The 18,657-nt window shown below is 70.4% G+C and carries 15 protein-coding genes; 9 read left to right on the forward strand and 6 right to left on the reverse strand.

From position 1 onward, the window contains the following. Positions 1-324: 324 nt before the first annotated feature. Positions 325-639 (reverse strand): winged helix-turn-helix transcriptional regulator, encoded by a 315-nt coding sequence (locus tag UA74_RS28875; protein WP_404800006.1) that lies wholly within the window; start codon positions 637-639, stop codon positions 325-327. 170 nt (positions 640-809) lie between these two features. After that, positions 810-1,301 (reverse strand): SRPBCC domain-containing protein, encoded by a 492-nt coding sequence (locus UA74_RS28880; protein ID WP_075742996.1) that lies wholly within the window; start codon positions 1,299-1,301, stop codon positions 810-812. Positions 1,302-1,763: 462 nt separating this feature from the next. On the opposite strand from UA74_RS28880, the gene UA74_RS28885 reads away from it, so the two are divergent. From UA74_RS28885 to UA74_RS28915, 5 genes are all read left to right on the forward strand, one after another. Beyond that, on the forward strand, positions 1,764-2,261 hold the full coding sequence (locus tag UA74_RS28885; RefSeq protein WP_075742997.1) for an RNA polymerase sigma factor: 498 nt from the start codon (positions 1,764-1,766) through the stop codon (positions 2,259-2,261). Beyond that, positions 2,258-2,875: a methylated-DNA--[protein]-cysteine S-methyltransferase gene (locus tag UA74_RS28890; RefSeq protein WP_075742998.1), complete on the forward strand. Its 618-nt coding sequence runs from the start codon at positions 2,258-2,260 to the stop codon at positions 2,873-2,875. The genes UA74_RS28885 and UA74_RS28890 overlap by 4 nt, the downstream gene beginning before the upstream one ends. Before the next feature lie 873 nt (positions 2,876-3,748). Then, a complete protein-coding gene (locus UA74_RS28895; RefSeq protein ID WP_075742999.1) occupies positions 3,749-4,459 on the forward strand; it encodes an alpha-ketoglutarate-dependent dioxygenase AlkB family protein in 711 nt (236 codons plus the stop codon). Continuing rightward, the gene (locus UA74_RS28900; RefSeq protein WP_075765816.1) at positions 4,456-5,079 is read left to right on the forward strand and encodes a DNA-3-methyladenine glycosylase I; all 624 of its coding nucleotides are present in this window, start codon (positions 4,456-4,458) and stop codon (positions 5,077-5,079) included. Before UA74_RS28895 ends, UA74_RS28900 begins: the two co-directional genes overlap by 4 nt. Before the next feature lie 1,133 nt (positions 5,080-6,212). Continuing rightward, a complete protein-coding gene (locus UA74_RS28915; protein ID WP_157442341.1) occupies positions 6,213-7,181 on the forward strand; it encodes a hypothetical protein in 969 nt (322 codons plus the stop codon). A gap of 470 nt (positions 7,182-7,651) precedes the next feature. Here UA74_RS28915 and yczR read toward each other — a convergent pair whose 3' ends face one another. Beyond that, a complete protein-coding gene (gene yczR / locus UA74_RS28920) occupies positions 7,652-9,127 on the reverse strand; it encodes a MocR-like transcription factor YczR (protein WP_075743004.1) in 1,476 nt (491 codons plus the stop codon). A 61-nt stretch (positions 9,128-9,188) separates the two neighbouring features. Between yczR and yczE the strand changes: the two genes are divergently transcribed. Beyond that, positions 9,189-9,986, forward strand: coding sequence for a membrane protein YczE (gene yczE, locus UA74_RS28925; RefSeq protein ID WP_318533276.1), 798 nt, complete (start codon positions 9,189-9,191; stop codon positions 9,984-9,986). A gap of 95 nt (positions 9,987-10,081) precedes the next feature. Then, positions 10,082-11,014: a protein phosphatase 2C domain-containing protein gene (locus UA74_RS32560; RefSeq protein WP_157434498.1), complete on the forward strand. Its 933-nt coding sequence runs from the start codon at positions 10,082-10,084 to the stop codon at positions 11,012-11,014. A gap of 390 nt (positions 11,015-11,404) precedes the next feature. Here the strand turns inward: UA74_RS32560 and UA74_RS28935 are convergent, their stop codons facing one another. Beyond that, positions 11,405-12,754 carry a glutamate-1-semialdehyde 2,1-aminomutase gene (locus UA74_RS28935; protein WP_075743006.1) on the reverse strand — a complete coding sequence of 450 codons (1,350 nt, stop codon included), beginning with the start codon at positions 12,752-12,754 and terminating at the stop codon, positions 11,405-11,407. A 329-nt stretch (positions 12,755-13,083) separates the two neighbouring features. Between UA74_RS28935 and UA74_RS28940 the strand changes: the two genes are divergently transcribed. Together UA74_RS28940 and UA74_RS28945 are read left to right on the forward strand one after the other, a co-directional pair. Next, positions 13,084-13,992 carry a WecB/TagA/CpsF family glycosyltransferase gene (locus UA74_RS28940; RefSeq protein WP_083683778.1) on the forward strand — a complete coding sequence of 303 codons (909 nt, stop codon included), beginning with the start codon at positions 13,084-13,086 and terminating at the stop codon, positions 13,990-13,992. Continuing rightward, positions 13,992-15,182, forward strand: coding sequence for a glycosyltransferase (locus UA74_RS28945; protein WP_075743008.1), 1,191 nt, complete (start codon positions 13,992-13,994; stop codon positions 15,180-15,182). Before UA74_RS28940 ends, UA74_RS28945 begins: the two co-directional genes overlap by 1 nt. 22 nt (positions 15,183-15,204) lie before the next feature. On the opposite strand, the gene UA74_RS31280 is transcribed toward UA74_RS28945, so the two are convergent. After that, positions 15,205-16,428, reverse strand: coding sequence for a glycoside hydrolase family 6 protein (locus UA74_RS31280; protein ID WP_198042872.1), 1,224 nt, complete (start codon positions 16,426-16,428; stop codon positions 15,205-15,207). 157 nt (positions 16,429-16,585) lie between these two features. Next, on the reverse strand, positions 16,586-18,586 hold the full coding sequence (locus UA74_RS28955; RefSeq protein WP_075743009.1) for an oligosaccharide flippase family protein: 2,001 nt from the start codon (positions 18,584-18,586) through the stop codon (positions 16,586-16,588). Between the last annotated feature and the right edge of the window lie 71 nt (positions 18,587-18,657).

An 18,657-nucleotide genomic window follows, 5' to 3' on the forward strand; every position in this document is an offset into this window, starting at 1 on the left:
AGGTCGGCTACACAGCCGAGATGCGCCGGGGGCACTCACGGTCCACCCAGGACCGGCACCCGGTCGGGCAGGCCGCAGTGTTTCCGAAGCTGCGGCATCAGAGCATCACCCTACGCGCGCTCCGATCCACGAGGGCGAGCCTGACTCGCCCGAAGATCGGCTGGGCTGCCGAGCGAGTCAGGCTCCGCTCAGACGACGGACGACGACGAACCGGCCTGCTGATCGTCGGCCAGATCGACCACTGATCGACAGGTCCTGCGGCACGCAGGGGAGCCCGTGTCACCGAACACAGCCCGGTGCGCGGGCCGATCGGTCGCGGCATGGTCATGCGCCCACGCCGCGAACCTGCTCGATGCGCTGCTTGTGCTGTCTTCCCCACTCGCCGAGCGGCGCCAGCGCGCTGTTCAGCGCGGTCCCGGTCTCCGTGAGGGAGTACTCCACCCTGGGCGGCACCTCGGCATAGACCTCGCGATGGACGATCCCGTCGGTCTCCAACTCACGCAGATGCTGGATCAGCATCTTCTCGCTGACCCCCGGCAGCATCCGCCTCAACTCCCCGGAACGCCTGGGCTCGGAATCCAGTGCCCAGAGGATCAACACCTTCCATTTGCCACCGATGACGTCGACCGCTGCGTCGATGCCGCATTCGAATGGTCTCCTCACCACGACCCCGCCTTCAGATCCCCGCACCCCGCGCCCTTCGGCCGTTCGGTCCATCGTAAGAGCGAGGCGGGCGCGGCCCGCACCTCCGACCGGCCCGTTCATTCCTCGTCGGCCGACCGAACATGCCTGGTCCGGCGGATCTACCGTCAGGCGAGCAGTCGGGCGTACTCGTCCTCGAGTTCTGTGAGGTTCGAGAGATCCGCCGCCAAGCCGTCGAGGCGCGCGGCGAGCCGTTCCAGACCGACGTGCCAACCCGCCGCGTTCGGCGCCGCGTCGGCGCGATCGGGGAAGACGGTCGTGAACACCAGGAGGCTGCCCCCGGCCGAGTCGGGCTCCAGCTCCCAGCGCAGGGTCTCGTCGCCCCAGGTGTACTCGAGCAGCCGAGGCGGGTCGACCTCCGTGATCACCCCGTGGCCGACGGCCATCCCCTGATACTCGGCTCGCGGCACGAACAGGAGCTCCGCACCCGCCTGCGGTTCGAACACGGTTCGCTCGTAGTCGAGCATGTCGACGAACCATCGGCGCAGCTCATCGATCTCGGTGAGGGCCCGCCAGACCTTGGCCGGAGGATGTCCCAGTTCGCGCTCGAAGCGCAGGTGAAAGCGTCCGTCATCGGTGATCCCCGAGGCGGTGAGCATGTCGACTCCGTTCGTTGTCGCCGGTGGGCCCGTCCTACGAACCAATCCCATTAATGCCGAGCTAGCTATATACCCAGTGTTGCATATTGATTGCCGATCGCGGGGCAGGCCGCAGGATCGAGCTGCCCCCGAAGGCCGTCCGACTCCGGAGCAGGCGGCTCACCTGCCGAGAGACGGCCGTCGCCGGGCACCTCGATCACCGCGAACCCGCCGGCCGCGAACCACCGGCAGCGCTTCGAAGCGCCCGCCGCTTCCACCCGCAGCACCGGTCGGGTGCGGACGCAGGCGGCGGGGCGAAGCCGCAGACAGTCGGCTCTCCCCCGAGCTGAGATTCGCCAGGGCGACCGGTGCGCGCCGCAGCAGCACGAACGGGTGCTCCGATTCGAACCTGGTATCGAAAGAGCTATCTGCGAAATCGACACCTCACGTTCCAGGGCGCTCGCGCGTCTACCTGGTGTGAGCATGAAGCCCTTCGAACAGATCGTCACCGAGCACGGCTCCATGGTGCTGCGGGTGTGCCGGGCCGTCGTCGGTCAGGCAGACGCCGAGGATGCCTGGTCGGAGACCTTCCTCGCCGCACTGCGCGCCTACCCCGACCTCAACGACGCCGTCAACGTGGAGGCATGGCTGGTCACCATCGCCCACCGCAAGGCGGTCGACATCACCCGAGCCCGCGCCAGAGACCCGGTCACGGTCGCCGCCGAGAGCCTGCCGGATCGTCCCGCCACTACCGGCCTGCCCGAAGCCTGGAACCACGATCTCTGGACCGCGCTCCAGGAGCTGCCGTCCAAGCAGCGTCAGACGGTCGCCTACCACTACCTGGGCGGCCTGCCGCACAAGAGCATCGCCGAGATCACGGGCGGGACCACCGAGGCCGCGCGCCGGGCCGCGGCCGACGGCATCCGAACGCTGCGCAGGACATATGCAGGCAGTCTCGGACCGAGAGGAGACACCCGATGAACAACTATGCCGAGCCGGAGGTCGACACGCTCCTCGCGCCCCTCGACTCCGTCGACGCCACGACGACGGAACGCCTCCACGCACGCCTGGCCACGGCAGCAGCCGCCGCCGGTGTGATCGACATCGTCTATCACACCGTCGACACCCCGGTCGGGGTCCTGCTGCTCGCCGCCACGAGGCACGGACTCGCCAGGGTGGCGTACGACTCTGAGGACCACGAGCACGTCCTGGCGAACCTCGCCGAGCGGATCAGTCCTCGCATCCTGCACGTCCCGTCACGCCTGGAAGAGGTGATCAGACAGCTCGAGGAGTACTTCGAAGGCAACCGTAGGCGCTTCGACGTTCCGTTGGATCTGAGCCTGTCGAAGGGCTTCCGGCAGACGGTGCTGCGCAAGCTGCCTGCGATCGACTACGGCCGCACCGCGAGCTATGCCGAGGTCGCGGTCGCCGCTGGAAGCCCCAAAGCGGTTCGCGCCGTGGGGACGGCCTGTGCGACCAATCCACTGCCGGTCGTCGTGCCCTGCCATCGCGTGGTCCGTTCCGACGGTTCCCCGGGCGGCTACGTCGGCGGCGCCGACGCCAAGCACACACTGCTCGAGCTGGAGACCGCATGACGCCGGAGCGCTGTCGGACCGGCGACGGCGACACGGTGCGGCACGCCGGCGAGGGCAGCGAGGAGGGCGAAGCCCGGGACGACGGTGGCAAGACGGCGCGCTGCCGGCGGTCACCGACGGACGGGACGAACGGCTGGCATCGAGTTCACCGCACACGCTGCGGTGGAGCCGTCGTGCCTGGTCGCACTCGACCGAAGCTCCGGCGGCCTGGTGCTCGTGTCGACCAGTCGATCACAGGTTCTGCGAAGAACCGGCGAAGAACGGTCAGCCACGGCGACGGCGCATCCAGGCATCCGGCGGCCAGGTCCGGATCTCCCACACGGGTGGCCGGTTCATCAGCCTGGTTGGGCAGGCGGGCGAGGGCCGGCCCAGGGCGGTTCGGCGTTCGGCTCCTCGGCGCTCGACTCCTCAGCGTTCGAGTTCTCGGCGTTCGGTAGGTGGGCGTTCGGCGCCTCGGCGCTCGGCAAGTCGGCTACTCGGCGAGTCAGCCACCGGGTAAGTCGGCAGGTCGGTAAGGCGGCAGGCAGGTCGGTAAGGCGGCAGGTCGGCAGGTCGGTGACCCCGTGGCCCTGCGGCCGACGGCCTGACGCACAGTTCACCCGATGCCGCCTGGTTCGTCGTGACGGCCAGACAGCGTGATCAAGCCCGACGCGCCACCGGGCTCCGGCCACCGGCCGGGCGAGGATGCGCACCGCAGGTTCTCGATGACCAGACGCCGACCAGCACCGTCGCCGAGTCATGAAGCCCGGTAGCTTCGGCGACCTGAGCCGGGCGCCAGGAGCCAGGCAGCCTGCCGATACATCGGCTTGTCGAAGATCGAGCGGCGAGGGAGTCCCGATCCGCCCGAACGTCGTAGCGAGGAGGTCGATCGCAGTGGACACCCTCTTCACCCCTGGGCGCCGTGAGATCGGCGACGGCGCAGTCCACATACCCGGCTGGCTCGACCCTGCGCAGCAGCGACGGCTGCTGACGGCGTGTCGTGAGTGGGCACGCGGGCCCGTGCCGATGCGCGCGGCGACGCTGCCGAGCGGCCATCGGATGTCCGTGCGCACGGTGTGCCTGGGCTGGCATTGGCAGCCTTACCGCTACACCCGCACCGCAGGCGATGTGAACGGGGCACGCGTCGCCCGGCTGCCGCCCTGGTTGATCCAGCTGGGCAAGGTGGCGGTGGCGACTGCATTCGAAGACCGGGCGGCCGGTACGAGCTATCAACCGGACGCCGTACTGGTCAACTTCTACGACGGGCACGCGAGGATGGGGATGCATCGGGACGCCGACGAGCAGTCCGCCGATCCGGTGGTGTCGTTGAGTCTCGGAGACGCCTGTCTCTTCCGGTTCGGCAACGCCGAGACACGGGGCCGCCCGTACGTCGATGTCACGCTGGCCTCTGGTGATCTGTTCGTCTTCGGCGGCCCCGCGCGCTTTGCGTATCACGGCGTTCCGAAGGTCTATCCGAACACGGCGGCTCCCGAGCTCGGCCTGACGAACGGAAGAGTGAACATCACCATGCGGGTCACCGGGATGTCGCATGACAGACAGGGTCGAACATCACCGACGACCCGGCGGGAGGATGAGAACCGATGACACGCGCAGACCGCACTCCGTCCGTCGACGGCACCGTGCTGTGTGCCGACGGGCTGGCCCGCCCGCCCTGGGCCGTCGACGATCCGCTGCTGCGTGACTACTACGACAACGAGTGGGGAATGCCGGTTCACGGTGAGCAGGAGCTCTTCGAGCGGATCAGCCTCGAAGCGTTCCAGGCAGGCCTGTCCTGGGTGACGATCCTGCGGAAGCGACCGGCTTTTCGCACTGCCTTCCATGATTTCCACCCGGACACGGTCGCCGCGTACTCCGATGCCTACGTGGCACGGCTGATGGCCGATGCAGGCATCGTGCGGAACCGCTCGAAGATCCTCGCCACCATCGCCAATGCACGGGCGACGATGGCGCTTCGTGCGGACGGCGGCCTAGACGCCTTCGTCTGGTCTTTCCAGCCCGAGGTGACTCCGGAGCCGCGTACGATCGCCGAGATCCCGACGACCTCGCCCGAGTCGATCGCCCTGTCGAAGGCTCTACGCAAGAGAGGTTTCTCCTTCGTCGGTCCCACCACGATGTTCGCGTTGATGGAGGCCGTCGGAATGGTCGACACGCATCTTCTCAGCAGTCATCGTCGAGGTGCCTCTGGCGTGTGGACCACAAGCTGAGTCGATGGTTCGAAGCCTGAGCCGCCGGATCTCACTTCCAGCCCGGCAGGTGACCGGATGTACCGGACCGGCAACCCGCTGAGCGGCCTCGACAAGACAAGCCAGTCGGATCGATCGACGATTTGACGTGTCGAGTCCTCTCCGCACTGGAGTTTCGCTGTCGGGAGATTCATGAGGAGGGTCCACGGGCGCGCCGGCTTCAATCGCCAGGGCAGCGCCGATGCGTCGCGGAGGCCGGGGGCGACGACCGGGGCATCGCTCGGCGTGCCGACCGGCTGAAAATCGGTCTTCCTCCCGCCGTCGAATTCGCCGTGTCGATGGGCAGAAGAATGCGAAGAACTCGCCGTCCACCCGGCGGGCGACCACGAGACGGGGCACCGCAAGATCGGCTATGACGCTGTGTAACCAGTTAACGGAGAATCACTCGTACGGTGATAGATCAGCCGCCTTTCCGAGTGGTTAGCGGCGGTGCCTCTCGTGATCGAACGGCGAACCACCGACTATGGGGTGGCGTACTGATCACGCGTGATCGTCGAGACGAGGCCAGTCATCCGCAGGTGGTGGTGAGGGTGCTCCGCACCGCGACAGAGCACGGCGGCAGGCGACGGCTGTGCCGAATCGGGGTGCGGCTGGCAGTCGTGGCGGGGATGATCGCAGCCGTCTGGCTGGTGGGCTCGGCATCGATCGGCACGGCAGAGGCGTCCGACCGCTCCGGCGATCTCGGCAGATCCGCAGGCAACGCGTCGGCAGGGGCGAACGCGGGCATCGCACCGCGGGCCGGACAACCCGACGAGCCGCGCCCGGCAGCGAGTGCGAACGACCTGAATCCCTCGGACACGGCGCTGGCGGCGGCCAGGCCGGTCGAAGCGAGCGCCGCGGCGGAGAGCCCATCCCCGCCTGAATCCTGGAATCAGACATCCGTATCGCCTCGTCCTGCTGATCAGGAAGACCGTCGAGTTCGCGAGACGCCGACCCCGACGACGGCGAGCCCGACTGCCGAGACCACGACGGCAGCCTCGGCGATCGCTGCGGCGCCCGAGACTTCGGAAGCCACTGCCGGAACGGCATCCGTGCGGTCTCCGGCCGCGACCTCGGAAACGGCACCGACACCGGGGACGGAGACGGGGACCGGGATGACGACGGGGACGGCGCCAGCCGGGACGGCGTCCGCAGCAGTGCAGGACACCGAGGCCGCGCCGACCGAGCATGATGCCGAGGACGCTTCACAGGCCGTACTCCCGGCCGCATCGCAGGCCGCACACACAGAAGAAGCTGCTGAGCTGCCGCACGACCAGCCAGGTCTGCCCGGCCACGCTGACAGGATCGCCGCAATCTGCTGTTCGCTCGCCGACGTCGACCTCGGCGATCAGGAGATCGACGCGTCGGGCGAGGTCGTGGCACCCGTGCGGGGCGGGCTCGTCGAGGCGCCGTTCAAGCAGATCAGCTCTGCCGGACCCGGCCTGCTGCCCGACCTCGTCGGCAGGCCCGACATGCAGCAGACTGCTCCGCTGCTGCCGGAGCCCGTGCTCGACGTCCCGGCGCTGCTCATACCGACTCCCTTCGTCCCGACCCCACTCGTCCCGACCCCACTCGTCCCGACCCCACTCGTCGCGACCCCGTTCATCCCAACTCCGCCGCAGGCAGCGCCGGACGACAGCCCACGACCGCCAGGGCCTGCTGTCGGGCACGACGAGCGAGACGACCAGAACCAGGAGACCGACCGAGCTGCGGGCTCTGCCGGGACCGTGGCAGGCCGCTCCGCCGAGAAGGCCGCAGCCGCTCTTCTCGACTCGACCACCGGTCACGACGACCGAGCTGTTGCGAGCGCGCCCGCGCCCGGTGCCGCGTCGACGATCGCCCCGCCTTCTACATCCGCACAGGAGTCCGGCCCCCTGCGTCGCTGGTCGGAGCAGCCTGCGCTCAATCCCGCAGCGCTGTCCTCGGCGTCGATCGGAACAGATCACGGACCGCAGCGAAGCCTCCAGGGCGTGTTGACCTGTCAGGCGAACCTGCCGGAGCCCACGCTGTCGTCGGTCCCGGAAGACGAAGTCGGCTGCCCGACCGGCGACCTCAGTCGCCGCCCGGCGCCGACTCCTGACTGACCGGCGCGGACGCAGGCTCGGGCGTCTTCGTCCCGCCGTCCGCCGTGGTGGCAGCTGCCGCCGCATACGGCCCGCGAGTTCGCCAGAACAGCCGATCCGGCGCCCGCCGCCCCTCGCACGCAGGCTCTTCTGTTCCCCGCTTCGAGTTCTCTCGGCATCGAGCGCGTTGCAGCCACCCGCTCACCGCCGACTCCGATGGGCCGCCCGCCCGCCGGAGTCGGCCCCATCAGCATTTCCGACCAGCCCACTGGTCGGAGGGACATCGATCAGACCACCCGCGTACCACCGAGCGGGCACCTGGGACAGCCGGCAGTACAGCCGGCCCTCCCCGGCACGTCGAGGGGCCGTGCCGGTGAGCAGGTCGCGGGGCGGGCAGGCGGCCCGCCCCGCGATCCCGGGAGATCATCGAACCGGATCAGCCCGCGATCAGGCCCGCCGGAAGTCCCGTTCGTGCCCGCTGATCGCACCGCTCAGGTCACGGGGAGAACCGGTCCTTCCTGCTCCGGACCGCCCCGTGTGGAGAGTCCGGCCGCCACCATCCCGAGTCGTCGGATCGCTTCGCGGAGCTGCTCCGGCGGCAGCGCATACGGCAGCCGGAGACGATCCCGCAGGCCGCCGTGCACGGCGAAGCGGTCCCCGGACACGATCCGGACGCCCCGGTCTCTCGCCGAGGCGGCCAGCCGGGCGCTGATCGGGGCACCCAGGTCACACCAGAGGGAGAGCCCGCCCGTAGGCCGCCGCACCGACCAGTCCGGACAGTGCTGCCCGACGAGGTCGAGCACGAGGTCGCGGCTGCGCGCGAAACCAGCCAGCCGCCGCGCCACGACTGCGGAGTCATCGGCGAAGGCCTCGGTGTAGAGCTCGGTGAGCACGAGCTGTTCCGTGATCGGCGAGCCCAGGTCCATGCCGAGTCGGGCGGCGCCCAACCGGTGCACGAGCTCCGGGGTCGTCCTGATCCAGCCCAGCCGCAGACCGCCCCAGAACAGCTTGCTCGACGAGCCGATGGTGATGACCTGCTCCGGAGCGAAGGCGGCCATCGGGGGCGGTGGGACGGCGGCGGGGTCGAAGTCGAAATCGAGTTCCGCCAGGGTCTCGTCGATGACGGCCATGGTCTTGGTGCGTCGGAGCAAGCCTGCCAGCCGGTCGCGTTCCGGCGCCGCCATGCGAAAACCGGTGGGATTGTGGAAGTCGAGCATCAGGTAGGCGAGGCGGGGCGCGGACTGCCGGACGGCGGCCTCGATCTCGGCCAGACACCAGCCGTCCTCACGAAGCGCGGCGACGACGATCCGTCCGTTGACAGCGCGGACGGCCTCATAGGCGTTGGGATAGCCGGGCTGTTCCATGAGCACTCGGTCACCGGGGGCGACGAGCATCCGCAGCACCAGGGCGAAGGCATGTTGAGCGCCGTTGGTGATGAGGATCTGCTCCGGTCCGGTGGCCAGGCCGCGCCGGGTGAAGCGGTCGGCGATCACTTCGCGCAGTTCCAGCAGGCCTTGCAGTTGGTGTCCGCCGCCCGCGAGAAACGGGGGCAGTCTGCGAGCGGCCCGCTCGACGGCGGCGGGGAACTCCGGTATCGCCGCCGGGCTCGCCAGGGCCAGGTCCAACGGGGCGGGCTCGGACATCGCACTCCAGCCGCCCGGCTCCCGAACCGCCCCCTCGAGCGTCACCCAGGTTCCCGCCCCCTGTCTGCTGGCGAGCAGGCCCTCCTCGCGGAGCCGGTCGACGGCCGAGGTCACCATGGTGCGGCTCACCGCCAGCGTGGCGCTCAATTCGCGTTCCGAGGGAAGCCTGGTGCCTGCCACGAGTCTGCCCTCGAGGACGAGCTGGCGTAGTGCGGCGGCGAGCCGGGCCGTGCCCTGTCTGCCGCTGCCGTCGCGCCACGGTCCGAGCAGTTCGGCGAGCCGGCTCCCGGAGATGCGGCTACCGAGCGGGAACACGGCTGACATGAGGCCAATTGTTCCAGATTGGCCCGAGATATAGCAGGCCAAGTTCTCGCAGGATGACGACATGGCAGCGAATGGCCCTCGTATCGATCTCTCCATGCTCCCCTTGGCCGACCGGCCGACCGCCAGGTTCGGCAGGCTCGTGCCGGGCCTCGTCCTCTACGCGGCGAGTATGGCGATCATGGTGCGCAGCGGCGTGGGCCTGCCGCCGTGGGATGTGCTGCATGAGGGTCTCACTCGGCGGCTCGGACTGAGCTTCGGCCAGGTCACCGCCATCACCGGCGGCCTGGTGCTGTTGGCCTGGATTCCGCTGCGGCAACGCCCCGGCATCGGGACCGTCGCGAACGTCCTCGTCATCGCCCTGATCGTGGATGCCGCACTTGCGATCCTGCCCTCGCCGCAGACGCCGGCTCCGCAGCTCGCCTTCCTCGTCGCCGGGGTCGTGTTGAACGGTCTGGCCACCGCCACCTATGTCGGCGCTCGGCTGGGTCCGGGCCCCCGTGACGGCCTCATGACCGGCCTCGCCGCTCGCACCGGCTGGTCAGTCCAGCTCGTGCGCACCGGCATCGAGATCTTCGTGCTGACCGCAGGCTGGCTCCTCGGCGGCACGCTCGGTCTCGGCACGATCTGCTACGCGGTGGCGATCGGACCGATCACCCAGTTCTTCCTGCCCCTCGTCGCCGTCCGCAACCGATCGATCAGACCGGAGTCCTCCGGTCCGGCCGCGCGACCGGAGCCGCAGGCCGAGGCCGCTGCCTGCGAGCATCGATCGGCAGGGACACCCGACGCACCGGAGACGACGATCCCGCCGACTCCGACCGCCCCGGTCGCACGGCCCTCGACTGACGGGCCGACCGGCTGACCCGATGTGGCCCGGCCGAGGCGATGCCCTGCGGCTGGGCCGTCGCCTGATCCGGTCCGGCTCGCGGCGACGCCCGCCGCCCGTAGGGTGAGTCGATGCCGACTGTCGAGGTGGCCGAGCGGGCAGGCACCGTGCGATCCGAGGATCGCGTGGTCGTGCTGCCGCAGGCGATCGTCCTGCTGGACGGAGCGACCATGCTCACGCCGAGGGAGCAGAACGGCGGCTGGTACGCCGAGCGACTCGCGAACGAACTCGCCCGCCGACTCCCCGGCCGAGGCGACGATCTGCGAGCGATTCTGGCCGAGGCGATCTCCACCCTGGTGAGCAGGCACGACCTCACGCCCGGCGACTCGCCCTCGAGCACGGTCGCACTGCTGCGTTGGGACGACGAGATCGTGGAGGCCCTGGTGCTCGCCGACAGTCCGGTGGTGGCCTTCACCGATTCCGGAGTCCGGCCGGTGACCGACGACCGGCTGGCAGGCCTGCGCTCGTCCCGCAGGTCGTCCGCCCCCGATTCTGGTGACCAGGCAGGCAGAGGCGGCGCGACATCCGCTGATCCGCCGAGGGCTGCGACTGTCGGAGCCGCCGCATCTGGGGCGGCCTCGTCGGAGGAATCTTCGACGTCCCGAGGTTTCCGGGAGCGCCTCCGCACGGGCGGCGGTTTTGACGGGGGGCATCGAGAGGCGCTGGGAGCCGCGATGAGTCGCACGGCGCGGCTGCGCAACGTCCCCGGCGGGTTCTGGGTGGCCGAGGCCCTGCCTGCGGCGGCATGGGAGGCCGTGGTGTCGAGCTGGCCGAGGTCGGAGGTCCGTGAGGTGCTCCTGGCCAGCGACGGAGTCTCCTGCGGGGTCGACGACTACGGCCTCTTCGCCGACTGGAACGCGCTGGCGGATCGGGCCAGGACGGCGGGCGTCCAGGCGGTGCTCGACGACGTCCGCGCCGCGGAGGAGTCCGACCCCGACGGGCGGCGGTGGCCGCGCGCCAAGCGGCATGACGATCAGAGCCTCGTCCGAGTCGTCCTGGGCTGAGGGGGCACACCCGAGCACCTCGCACGGCCCGGCCGCCTGCCGGCTGTCCGAGACGATCCCCGCGCACACGGAGTCAGGACGGCCGGAGCAGACCGGTGTACTCCGCCCGACCCGATCACACCGTCGGCCCACGCAGTGACTCCGAGGGTTCCTAGCCGGATGTGTGCACCGCCGAGACGATCCGACAAGGAACCCGCCGCGTCCGGCGACCCCGACCTGCCGGATCGCTCAGGTCACCGCCCACCGTGGGCCGCCCGACGAACGACCCCCGAGCCGCGCGGCCCGGTCTGCCCGACCGCGCCGCGTTCGAGGCCCGCTCTCCGACCAGAGCCGTCGAGCAGAGCCCCGGATCAGTTCCGTTCACCGGCTCCGCCGACCACCGCCGCCTCGTCAGAGCCGCCGAGGCGCGGCATGGCTGCGCAGTGCGGGGGCCACCGGTCTGCCGTGCAGCAGACCGTCGAGACCGGACTCCAGCCCCTTTCGATAGACGTCCAGCGCGCGGGTCACCGCCTCGACGGTGTCGGCGACGTCGTCGTCCGTGTGCGCTGCCGAGACGACGAAGGACTGACCGAGGACACCGTTCTTGAGCAGTTCCTGGAGGAACAGGGTGCGAAAAGCCTGGCTCGGCTGCCCCGATGCGTCGCGCGTGGTGAAGACCAGGCAGCTCGGTCTGCCGACGGCGGCGACGAAGTCGGCGAGGTCCAGCTCTGCCGCTGCCTGGTTCACCCCGGCCGCCAGTGCCGTACCCTGCCGCTCCATCACTCCGACGGGGTCGTCTCGTCGATAGGCCGCCGCCACGGCGCGGAAGGCGGCGAGCGACACGGTCTCCGCGCCGTGCGTGGTGGAGAGCAGGAACACCCGGTGCGCGTCGGTGGCCAGCCCGCCCAGCTCCATCAGCTCGCGGCGCCCGGCCAAGGCCGAGATCGGCAGGCCGTTCCCCATCGCCTTGCCGAAACAGGAAAGGTCGGGCGTCACCCCGTAGACGCCCTGCGCACCGCCCGCCGACCAGCGGAAACCCGTGATCATCTCGTCGAAGACCAGCACCGTGCCAGTTCGGTCGCACAACGCGCGCACCCCGGTGAGGAAGCCGGGGGCAGGCTCGGCCAAGGCGGTGGCCGCCTCCAGCAGGACACAGGCGATCCGCCCGTCGTGTGCGTCGAAGAGCGCGCGCAGCGAATCGAGGTCGTTGTAGCGGAATCGCACCGTCGTGGCGTGGACGGCAGCCGGAATGCCCGCGTTCATCCCGACGCCTGCGATGAACCAGTCGTCAGCGGAGAAGAAGGGCTGATCAGCACAGACGGCGACCAGGTCCCGCCCGGTGGCCGCCCTGGCCAGCCGAACGGCCGCGGTCGTCGTGTCGGAGCCGTTCTTGGCGAACTTGACCATGTCCGCGCCGGGAATGAGCGTGAGGAAGTCCTCGGCGGCGGCGAGTTCCAGCGTGGTCGGGCGGGAGAACCCGGTGCCGTCGGCCACGGCCTGCCGAACGGCCTCGACCACCGGCGGATAGGCGTGGCCCAGGGTCACCGACCGCAGGCCCATGCCGTACTCGACGAACCGGTTTCCGTCGGCATCCCACACTCGGGCACCCGCTCCTCGCACCAGGATCGGCGCCATTCGCTCCGGGTACTGATCGGAACCGCGCGCGTAGGTGTGAGCGCCGCCGGGCACCAGCTCGTGGAGCCGTCGTTGCAGTTGCATCGATCGGGCGAAGGACGGCTCGACTCGTTCTCGTGAGGCCATGTCGTCATCCTCGCTCTTAGAGCCTGTCTTTGATCCCCCTGGAGTCGTGAGCGGGGATCAGCGTGGCTGAGCTGCCAGGGGAGGAAAGAGACATAACGGAGTTATGTTGACTGACGACAACGCCGCAGATCGCCGCGCTGACCCCGCGCAACAGGAAAGTGGGGATTGAAGACAGGCTCTTACTCTGATGACCGAAGATCCGACCCTAATGCCGGAATGCCGACACCCAGAGCATTGAAAATTCTCGGTCTGCTCGACCGAAAGAAGTCACCTGATCTGATTAATGGCGGCGAACGCCAGCACTTCTCGTATGCGGGCACGATTCATCCATGCCCTCGGATATTCCCACGGCACCTATCCTCGGCATTCCGGTGGCCCGGCTGACGCTGGACCAGGCGCGTGACGAGGTGGGCAGGCTGCTCGACCAGCCCGGCCCCGCGCTGCTCTGTTACGTCAACGCGCATTCCGCCAACCTCGCGGCGACCGAACCCGCTTACCACCGGGTCCTCCGGGACGCCGACCTCGTGCTCAACGACGGATCGGGAATGGCGATGGCGGCCCGATGGCACGGCACTCCCTTCCCGACGAATCTGAACGGCACCGACTTCACGCCGGAGGTGCTTCGGCTGGCTGCTGACCGAGAACTGAGCGTCTTCTTCCTCGGCGGTCGGGACGAGGTCGGAGTTCTGGCAGCGGCGCGCCTGGCCGACCGCATTCCCGGCCTGCGATCGGCGGGAAGCCTGCCGGGCTATTTCTCCGCAGCCGACGGTCCCGCCGTCGCCGCCAGGATCAAGGCGAGCGGCGCGGGCGTCCTCGTCGTCGGAATGGGCAATCCGCGCCAGGAACTGTGGCTCGCGAGGCACCTGCCCGCCACCGGCGTCCGGCTCGGAGTGGCGGTCGGCGCCTTTCTGGACTTCGCCTCGGGACGCACGTCCCGCGCGCCGAGCTGGATGCGCCGCACCGGGGTCGAATGGCTCTTCCGCCTCTGTCGCGAACCCCGCAGGCTGTTTCGGCGTTATGTCCTCGGCAATCCGCTGTTCCTCGTCAGGGTCGCCCGCGAACGCGTGCGCTCTGCGCGGCGCCCGCAGGACTCCCTCGCCCCGGCCCGCGAACCGATGGCGCCCGCCCCGACACACCACGTCGACGTCGTCCGCCGCACTGACGAGCGCCCGGTCGATCCGCGCTCGGGCCGCCTGCCGCACGCGGCGAGCGGTGACGGCCGCAGAGAGGACCTCTGATGCGAGTCTGCTTCGTCTGCACCTATCCCCCGGACCGTGCCGAGTTGGGCGGCAGCGGCTGGGTCGACCGACGGCTGCTCACCGCGCTGCGGGCGGAGGGACACGAGATCGAGATCGTCAGCGTGACCGGCCCGCCCGGCGAACGCAGCCTGCCGATCGACCAGACCACGCCTGCCGCGACCCTGACCACCGGATCGGACTCGGCGCCCGCCACCGGCGTCCGCACGCCCGGCATCCCGATCAGGTCAGCGGGCCGGGTGCCGTTGGAGGTCCGTGACGACCCCGGCAGGCTGCTGCGCATCGCACTCGGGATGCTGGTGAGCGGCGAGCCCTATCTGAGCCGCAAGTTCACCGCGTTCCCCGGCTGGTCCGCTGCGGTGTCGCTGCTCGGCGAACGCGCCAAGGGCCGTCGGGTGATCACCAGCGGCTGGCCGGGCCTGCTGCTCGCCGAGCACGCAGACGTCGACGTCGTGGCGCACATCGCGCACAACGTGGAGACCGTCATCGCACGGGAGCACTCGCCACGGCCCCTGCGATTGCTCGGCGAGGCCGCCCGACTCGGCCGCGCCGAACGACGGCTGCTCGCCCGGCCCGCCGGGGTCTACGCGCTGTCCCGCCTCGATGCCGAGCGTCTCGCCGCCTGGGGCGTGCCTGCACAGCCGATCTCCGTGCCGTTGTGCCCGCAGCCGGGTCGATCGCGAACCTCGGACGTACCCGCCACGATCGGCTTCATCGGCAAGGCGGGCTGGCCGCCGAATGCGCGGGCGCTGGAGGCACTGCTCGGTCCGGTCCACGACCGGCTCGGCGAACTCGACGTCCGACTGGACTACGTGTTGGCAGGTCGGGGAACCGAGGCCTTCGCCGATCACCCGAGGGTGCGGGCCGCAGGTCCGGTGGACTCGGTGTCGGACTTCTACCGGCGAGTCGGCCTGGCGGTGATCCCCCGCTTCGGTTCGGCCACCGGCATCAGCGTCAAGGTCTTGGAGGCGGCCGAGCACGGTGTGGCGTCGGTCCTGCCTGCGGCGCTGGCCGAGGCCATCGACCCTGCCGGGCCATGGCTCATCGCGGACGACCCGGTGCAGACGGCGGACGCGATCCTGCGCTGGCGGCGCGGCGAGCACGTCCCCCCCGTCCTGTCGTGGGCCGAGAGCCGAGCGGTCTGGACGACGCCCGCCGGTCTGTGGTGCTGACCGGCGGGCGTCGCCGGCGGGATCAGTTCAACGACAGCAGTTCTCGCGCGATGTCCGGATAGAACTCGCCGGAGACCGTGCCGCGACCGATGCCGCAGTCGCCGTCGGAGGTGCCGGGGTGCTTGATCCAGAGTTGTGCGTCGGCGGCCTCGCCCTCGGTCGCCAGCCTCGGCGGCTCGCCAAGCCTGCGGTCGGGCGGGTTGCACCAGTCGCCGCCGGGACCTGCCCCGTTGCGGCTCGTGTCCACGACATAACCGGCGTCGACGTCGTGATCCTCGGTCAACAGCCGACGCATCTCGGCGGCGAAGGCGTCGGTCTGCTCGTCGGTGTTGTAGTTCGAGACGTTGACCGCGAACCCTCGCGCGTTCTCGATGCCCGCCGCCGCGAGTCGCGGCGCCATCTCCGCAGGCGAGTTGTGGACGCCGTCGCCGCCGTCGAGGTACACGGCGGTGTTAGGGGCCCGCTCGGCCAGCATCTCGACGGCATAGGACAGCAGCGACAGGCGCTCGTCCTGGAGCCCGCCGGACAGGCAGGAGAGGTGAATCAGCGAATCCGGCTCCAGAATCAGCATGGCCGCGTGATCCCCGAAGGCGGGCACGAGTTCCTCGTCGACCCAGTCCCGGTACGCCTCGGCGTCGGCCGCACCGCCCGACGAGTGCTGACCGCAGTCGCGATGCGGAATGTTGTAGGCGACCACGACGGGAACCATGTTCTCGGCCGCCGCCGTCTCGACGAAGACGCTCAGCTCGGCACCTGCCCCGTCGGCCACCCAGTATGCGACCGGCTGTGAGGCGATCTCCCTGGTCAGCAGTACCGCCAGCGGGTCACGGGGGTTCTGGCTGATCCATCGATGCACCCCGGTCCGCTGGTCACCGTAGAAACCGTTGAACCCGACGAGATCCGCCGGGTCCCCGCCGGAGGCCAGCCACTCGGGCCAGTCGGACAGCGGGGGCACGCCGGGAGTGGTCGGCTCCGTCGGCTCCTCGGCTACGGGCGGGGACGGATCATCAGGAGCAGTCGCAGGCGGGTCCGGCGGGGCGGGGGAAGGTCCGCCCGGGGGCCGGGGGTTGAAGAACGGCCAGGAGTCGCTGAAGGGCCACCAACCGCCGAAGTCGAGATCGATCTCGATCGACTCGAGGGTCTCCTGCACCGAGGACGGTCTCGGAAGGTGCACATCGTCGTCCCACCAGCCGAACAGGCTCAGCATCGGGGCGAACACCAACAAGGCCTTGGCAAACCGAACCATTCTGGACCTCCCGCTCCGCCGACCGCTCCCGGCCGGGCGTTGCCCCTCTGGTACCCCACCTTTCCATCGAAACTCACTGGTTGCGTCGACATCACTCCGCAGAGTGAAGGTCATTCGCCTTTCCATCGCTCGGCGATCCTCCGAGGACGGCCGTCGTTCACCGCGCGGCATCACCCTGGACCGCATCCGATCGGGGCGCGTTCGCCGAGCCCGTCTCTGCCGGGGCCCCGACCGCCATGGTGTCGGTCGCCGCGTCGGTGATCACGGTGTCTCCGCCCAGCGGATCGCCGTGCAGCGGATCGCCGTGCAGGGGTCCTCCGCCCGCCGGGTCGACATCACCGAGGGCCGCACCGACCCTGCGCTGGGCACGCAGGACGCCCGCGAAGACGACCGCACCGACGACCAGACCGCCGACGGCCAGTTCGATCACCGCAGGCAGCGCGAGGCCGCGCAGCCCGAGTAGCAACGCGCCACAGCCAAGCGCGGAGAACAGCGGGACGGCCGCTCCGCCGACCACGGTGAGCAGCGAGACGCGCGCCCGTCGCAGGGCCAGCAGGTGCACCGGCAGGGCGACGAGCAGGGCCACCGCGGCCTGCGCCCATGCGACGCCCGGCAGGCCCCAGACCCCGGCCGCCCAGATCGTCGCGGGCACGGATGCCGCCGCCCAGCAGGCGAGCAGCAGTACGGAGGAGGACATCGCGTCCACCGCGATCAGCAGCGAGAACACCAGTTCCGCGACCACTCTGGCGACCGCGGCCAGCGCCAGTCCGGACAGCGCCGCCGCCGCGAGCGACCACCTCGACCCGTAGACCACCTGGATCAGCGGCTCGGCCAGGACCGCCAAGGCGACCCCGCCGGGCAGCACCACGGCACACACCAGCCCGAGCACCGTCGAGACCGCATGGGAGAGGTCTCTCCCGGCATCCCTGGCACGGGAGAAGGTGGCCAGGGCCACCCGTTCAACGGTGGCCGACACCAGGACGGCGGGCCAGTTCGCCATGTTCGACGCGAGATAGAAGAAGCCCAGGGTGCTCGCCCCGAGCAGGCTGCCCGTCACCGCCTGGGGCGTGGCCTGGACGACGACCAGCAGGATCGACGCGCCCAGCATCGTGGCACCGCACCGCGTGATCTCCGCGCCGTACCGGCGATCAAAGCCGAATCGAGGCCAGACCCGCGCCAGCCCCATGACCAGCACGGCGGTCAGAGCCGTTCCGGTCACGTTGCCGATCACCAGCGCCCACGGGCCCAGCCCGCCGAGGGCCAGCAGCGCGGTCAGGGTCAGGTTCACGGCCATGCCCGACACATCGGCCACCAGCCGCCGGGCCTGCCGCAGCTCTCTGGTCAACATCGCGGCGGGAACGGAGGCGAACCCGTCCAGCAGGAGCGTCACCGCCATGACCCGGATGAGGTCCGTCGCGGCGGGGCTGCCCAGCAGGTCGGCGAGCCCGCCCGCTCCGGCCAGGCAGATGACCGCGCCCACCGCGCCCCACAGCACCGACAGCGTCCACGCGGTCGGCAGCATGGCGTCGATCCCGTCGGCGGAGTCCACCCGGATCGGCTCGCCCCGGCTCGTCCGCCCGGCGGGATCGGGATCGGCCGCCGCAGCGGCCGGGCCGCCTGCCGGGCGATCACCAGCGGCGATCTGCCCGGACACGGTGCGCAGCACCGTCGGCAGCCCCGCCGGGGAAGGCCGGTCCGCAGCCGGTCCGGGCTCCGTGAGCGGCAAGGACGGCGAGGACGCAGCAGGCGAGCCCGTCGCCGATGGCAGGAAAGCCCCGGGCCCGGCACCCGGCGACCCCGCGTCGGCCCGCACGGCTCCCCCCGCCGCCACCTCGCCCGCGCCCCCTGCGGCCGCGGTCTCCGGGCGACGTACCAACGCGGCCGCGGCGCCGAGGTCGTTCACCGTCAACAACAGCTGTTGGACAACGAGCGCGGCGGCGTACACACCGAACTGTTCCGGGACGAACACCCTGGCCAGCAGCACGCCCAACGCGAAGGTGCCCGCCCGCGACAGCACCGTGTTCAGCAGGCTCAGTCGCAGGCCTCGGCGGAATCGACCGCCGAGCGAGCCTGCGTCCCGCCCGGGCTTCTCGGCCGCCCGGCCGGACCCGCCGGACCCCGAGCGGGCCGAGGGTCTGCCTCTCGCCTGGGCGGTCATCGTCTGCCCCTCATTCGCGCGGGGTCCCGCGCGGCCGCCCCCTCGACGGTGAGCAACGACCTCGCCGCCGG

The organism is Actinoalloteichus fjordicus (assembly GCF_001941625.1).
Classification (GTDB): domain Bacteria; phylum Actinomycetota; class Actinomycetes; order Mycobacteriales; family Pseudonocardiaceae; genus Actinoalloteichus_A; species Actinoalloteichus_A fjordicus.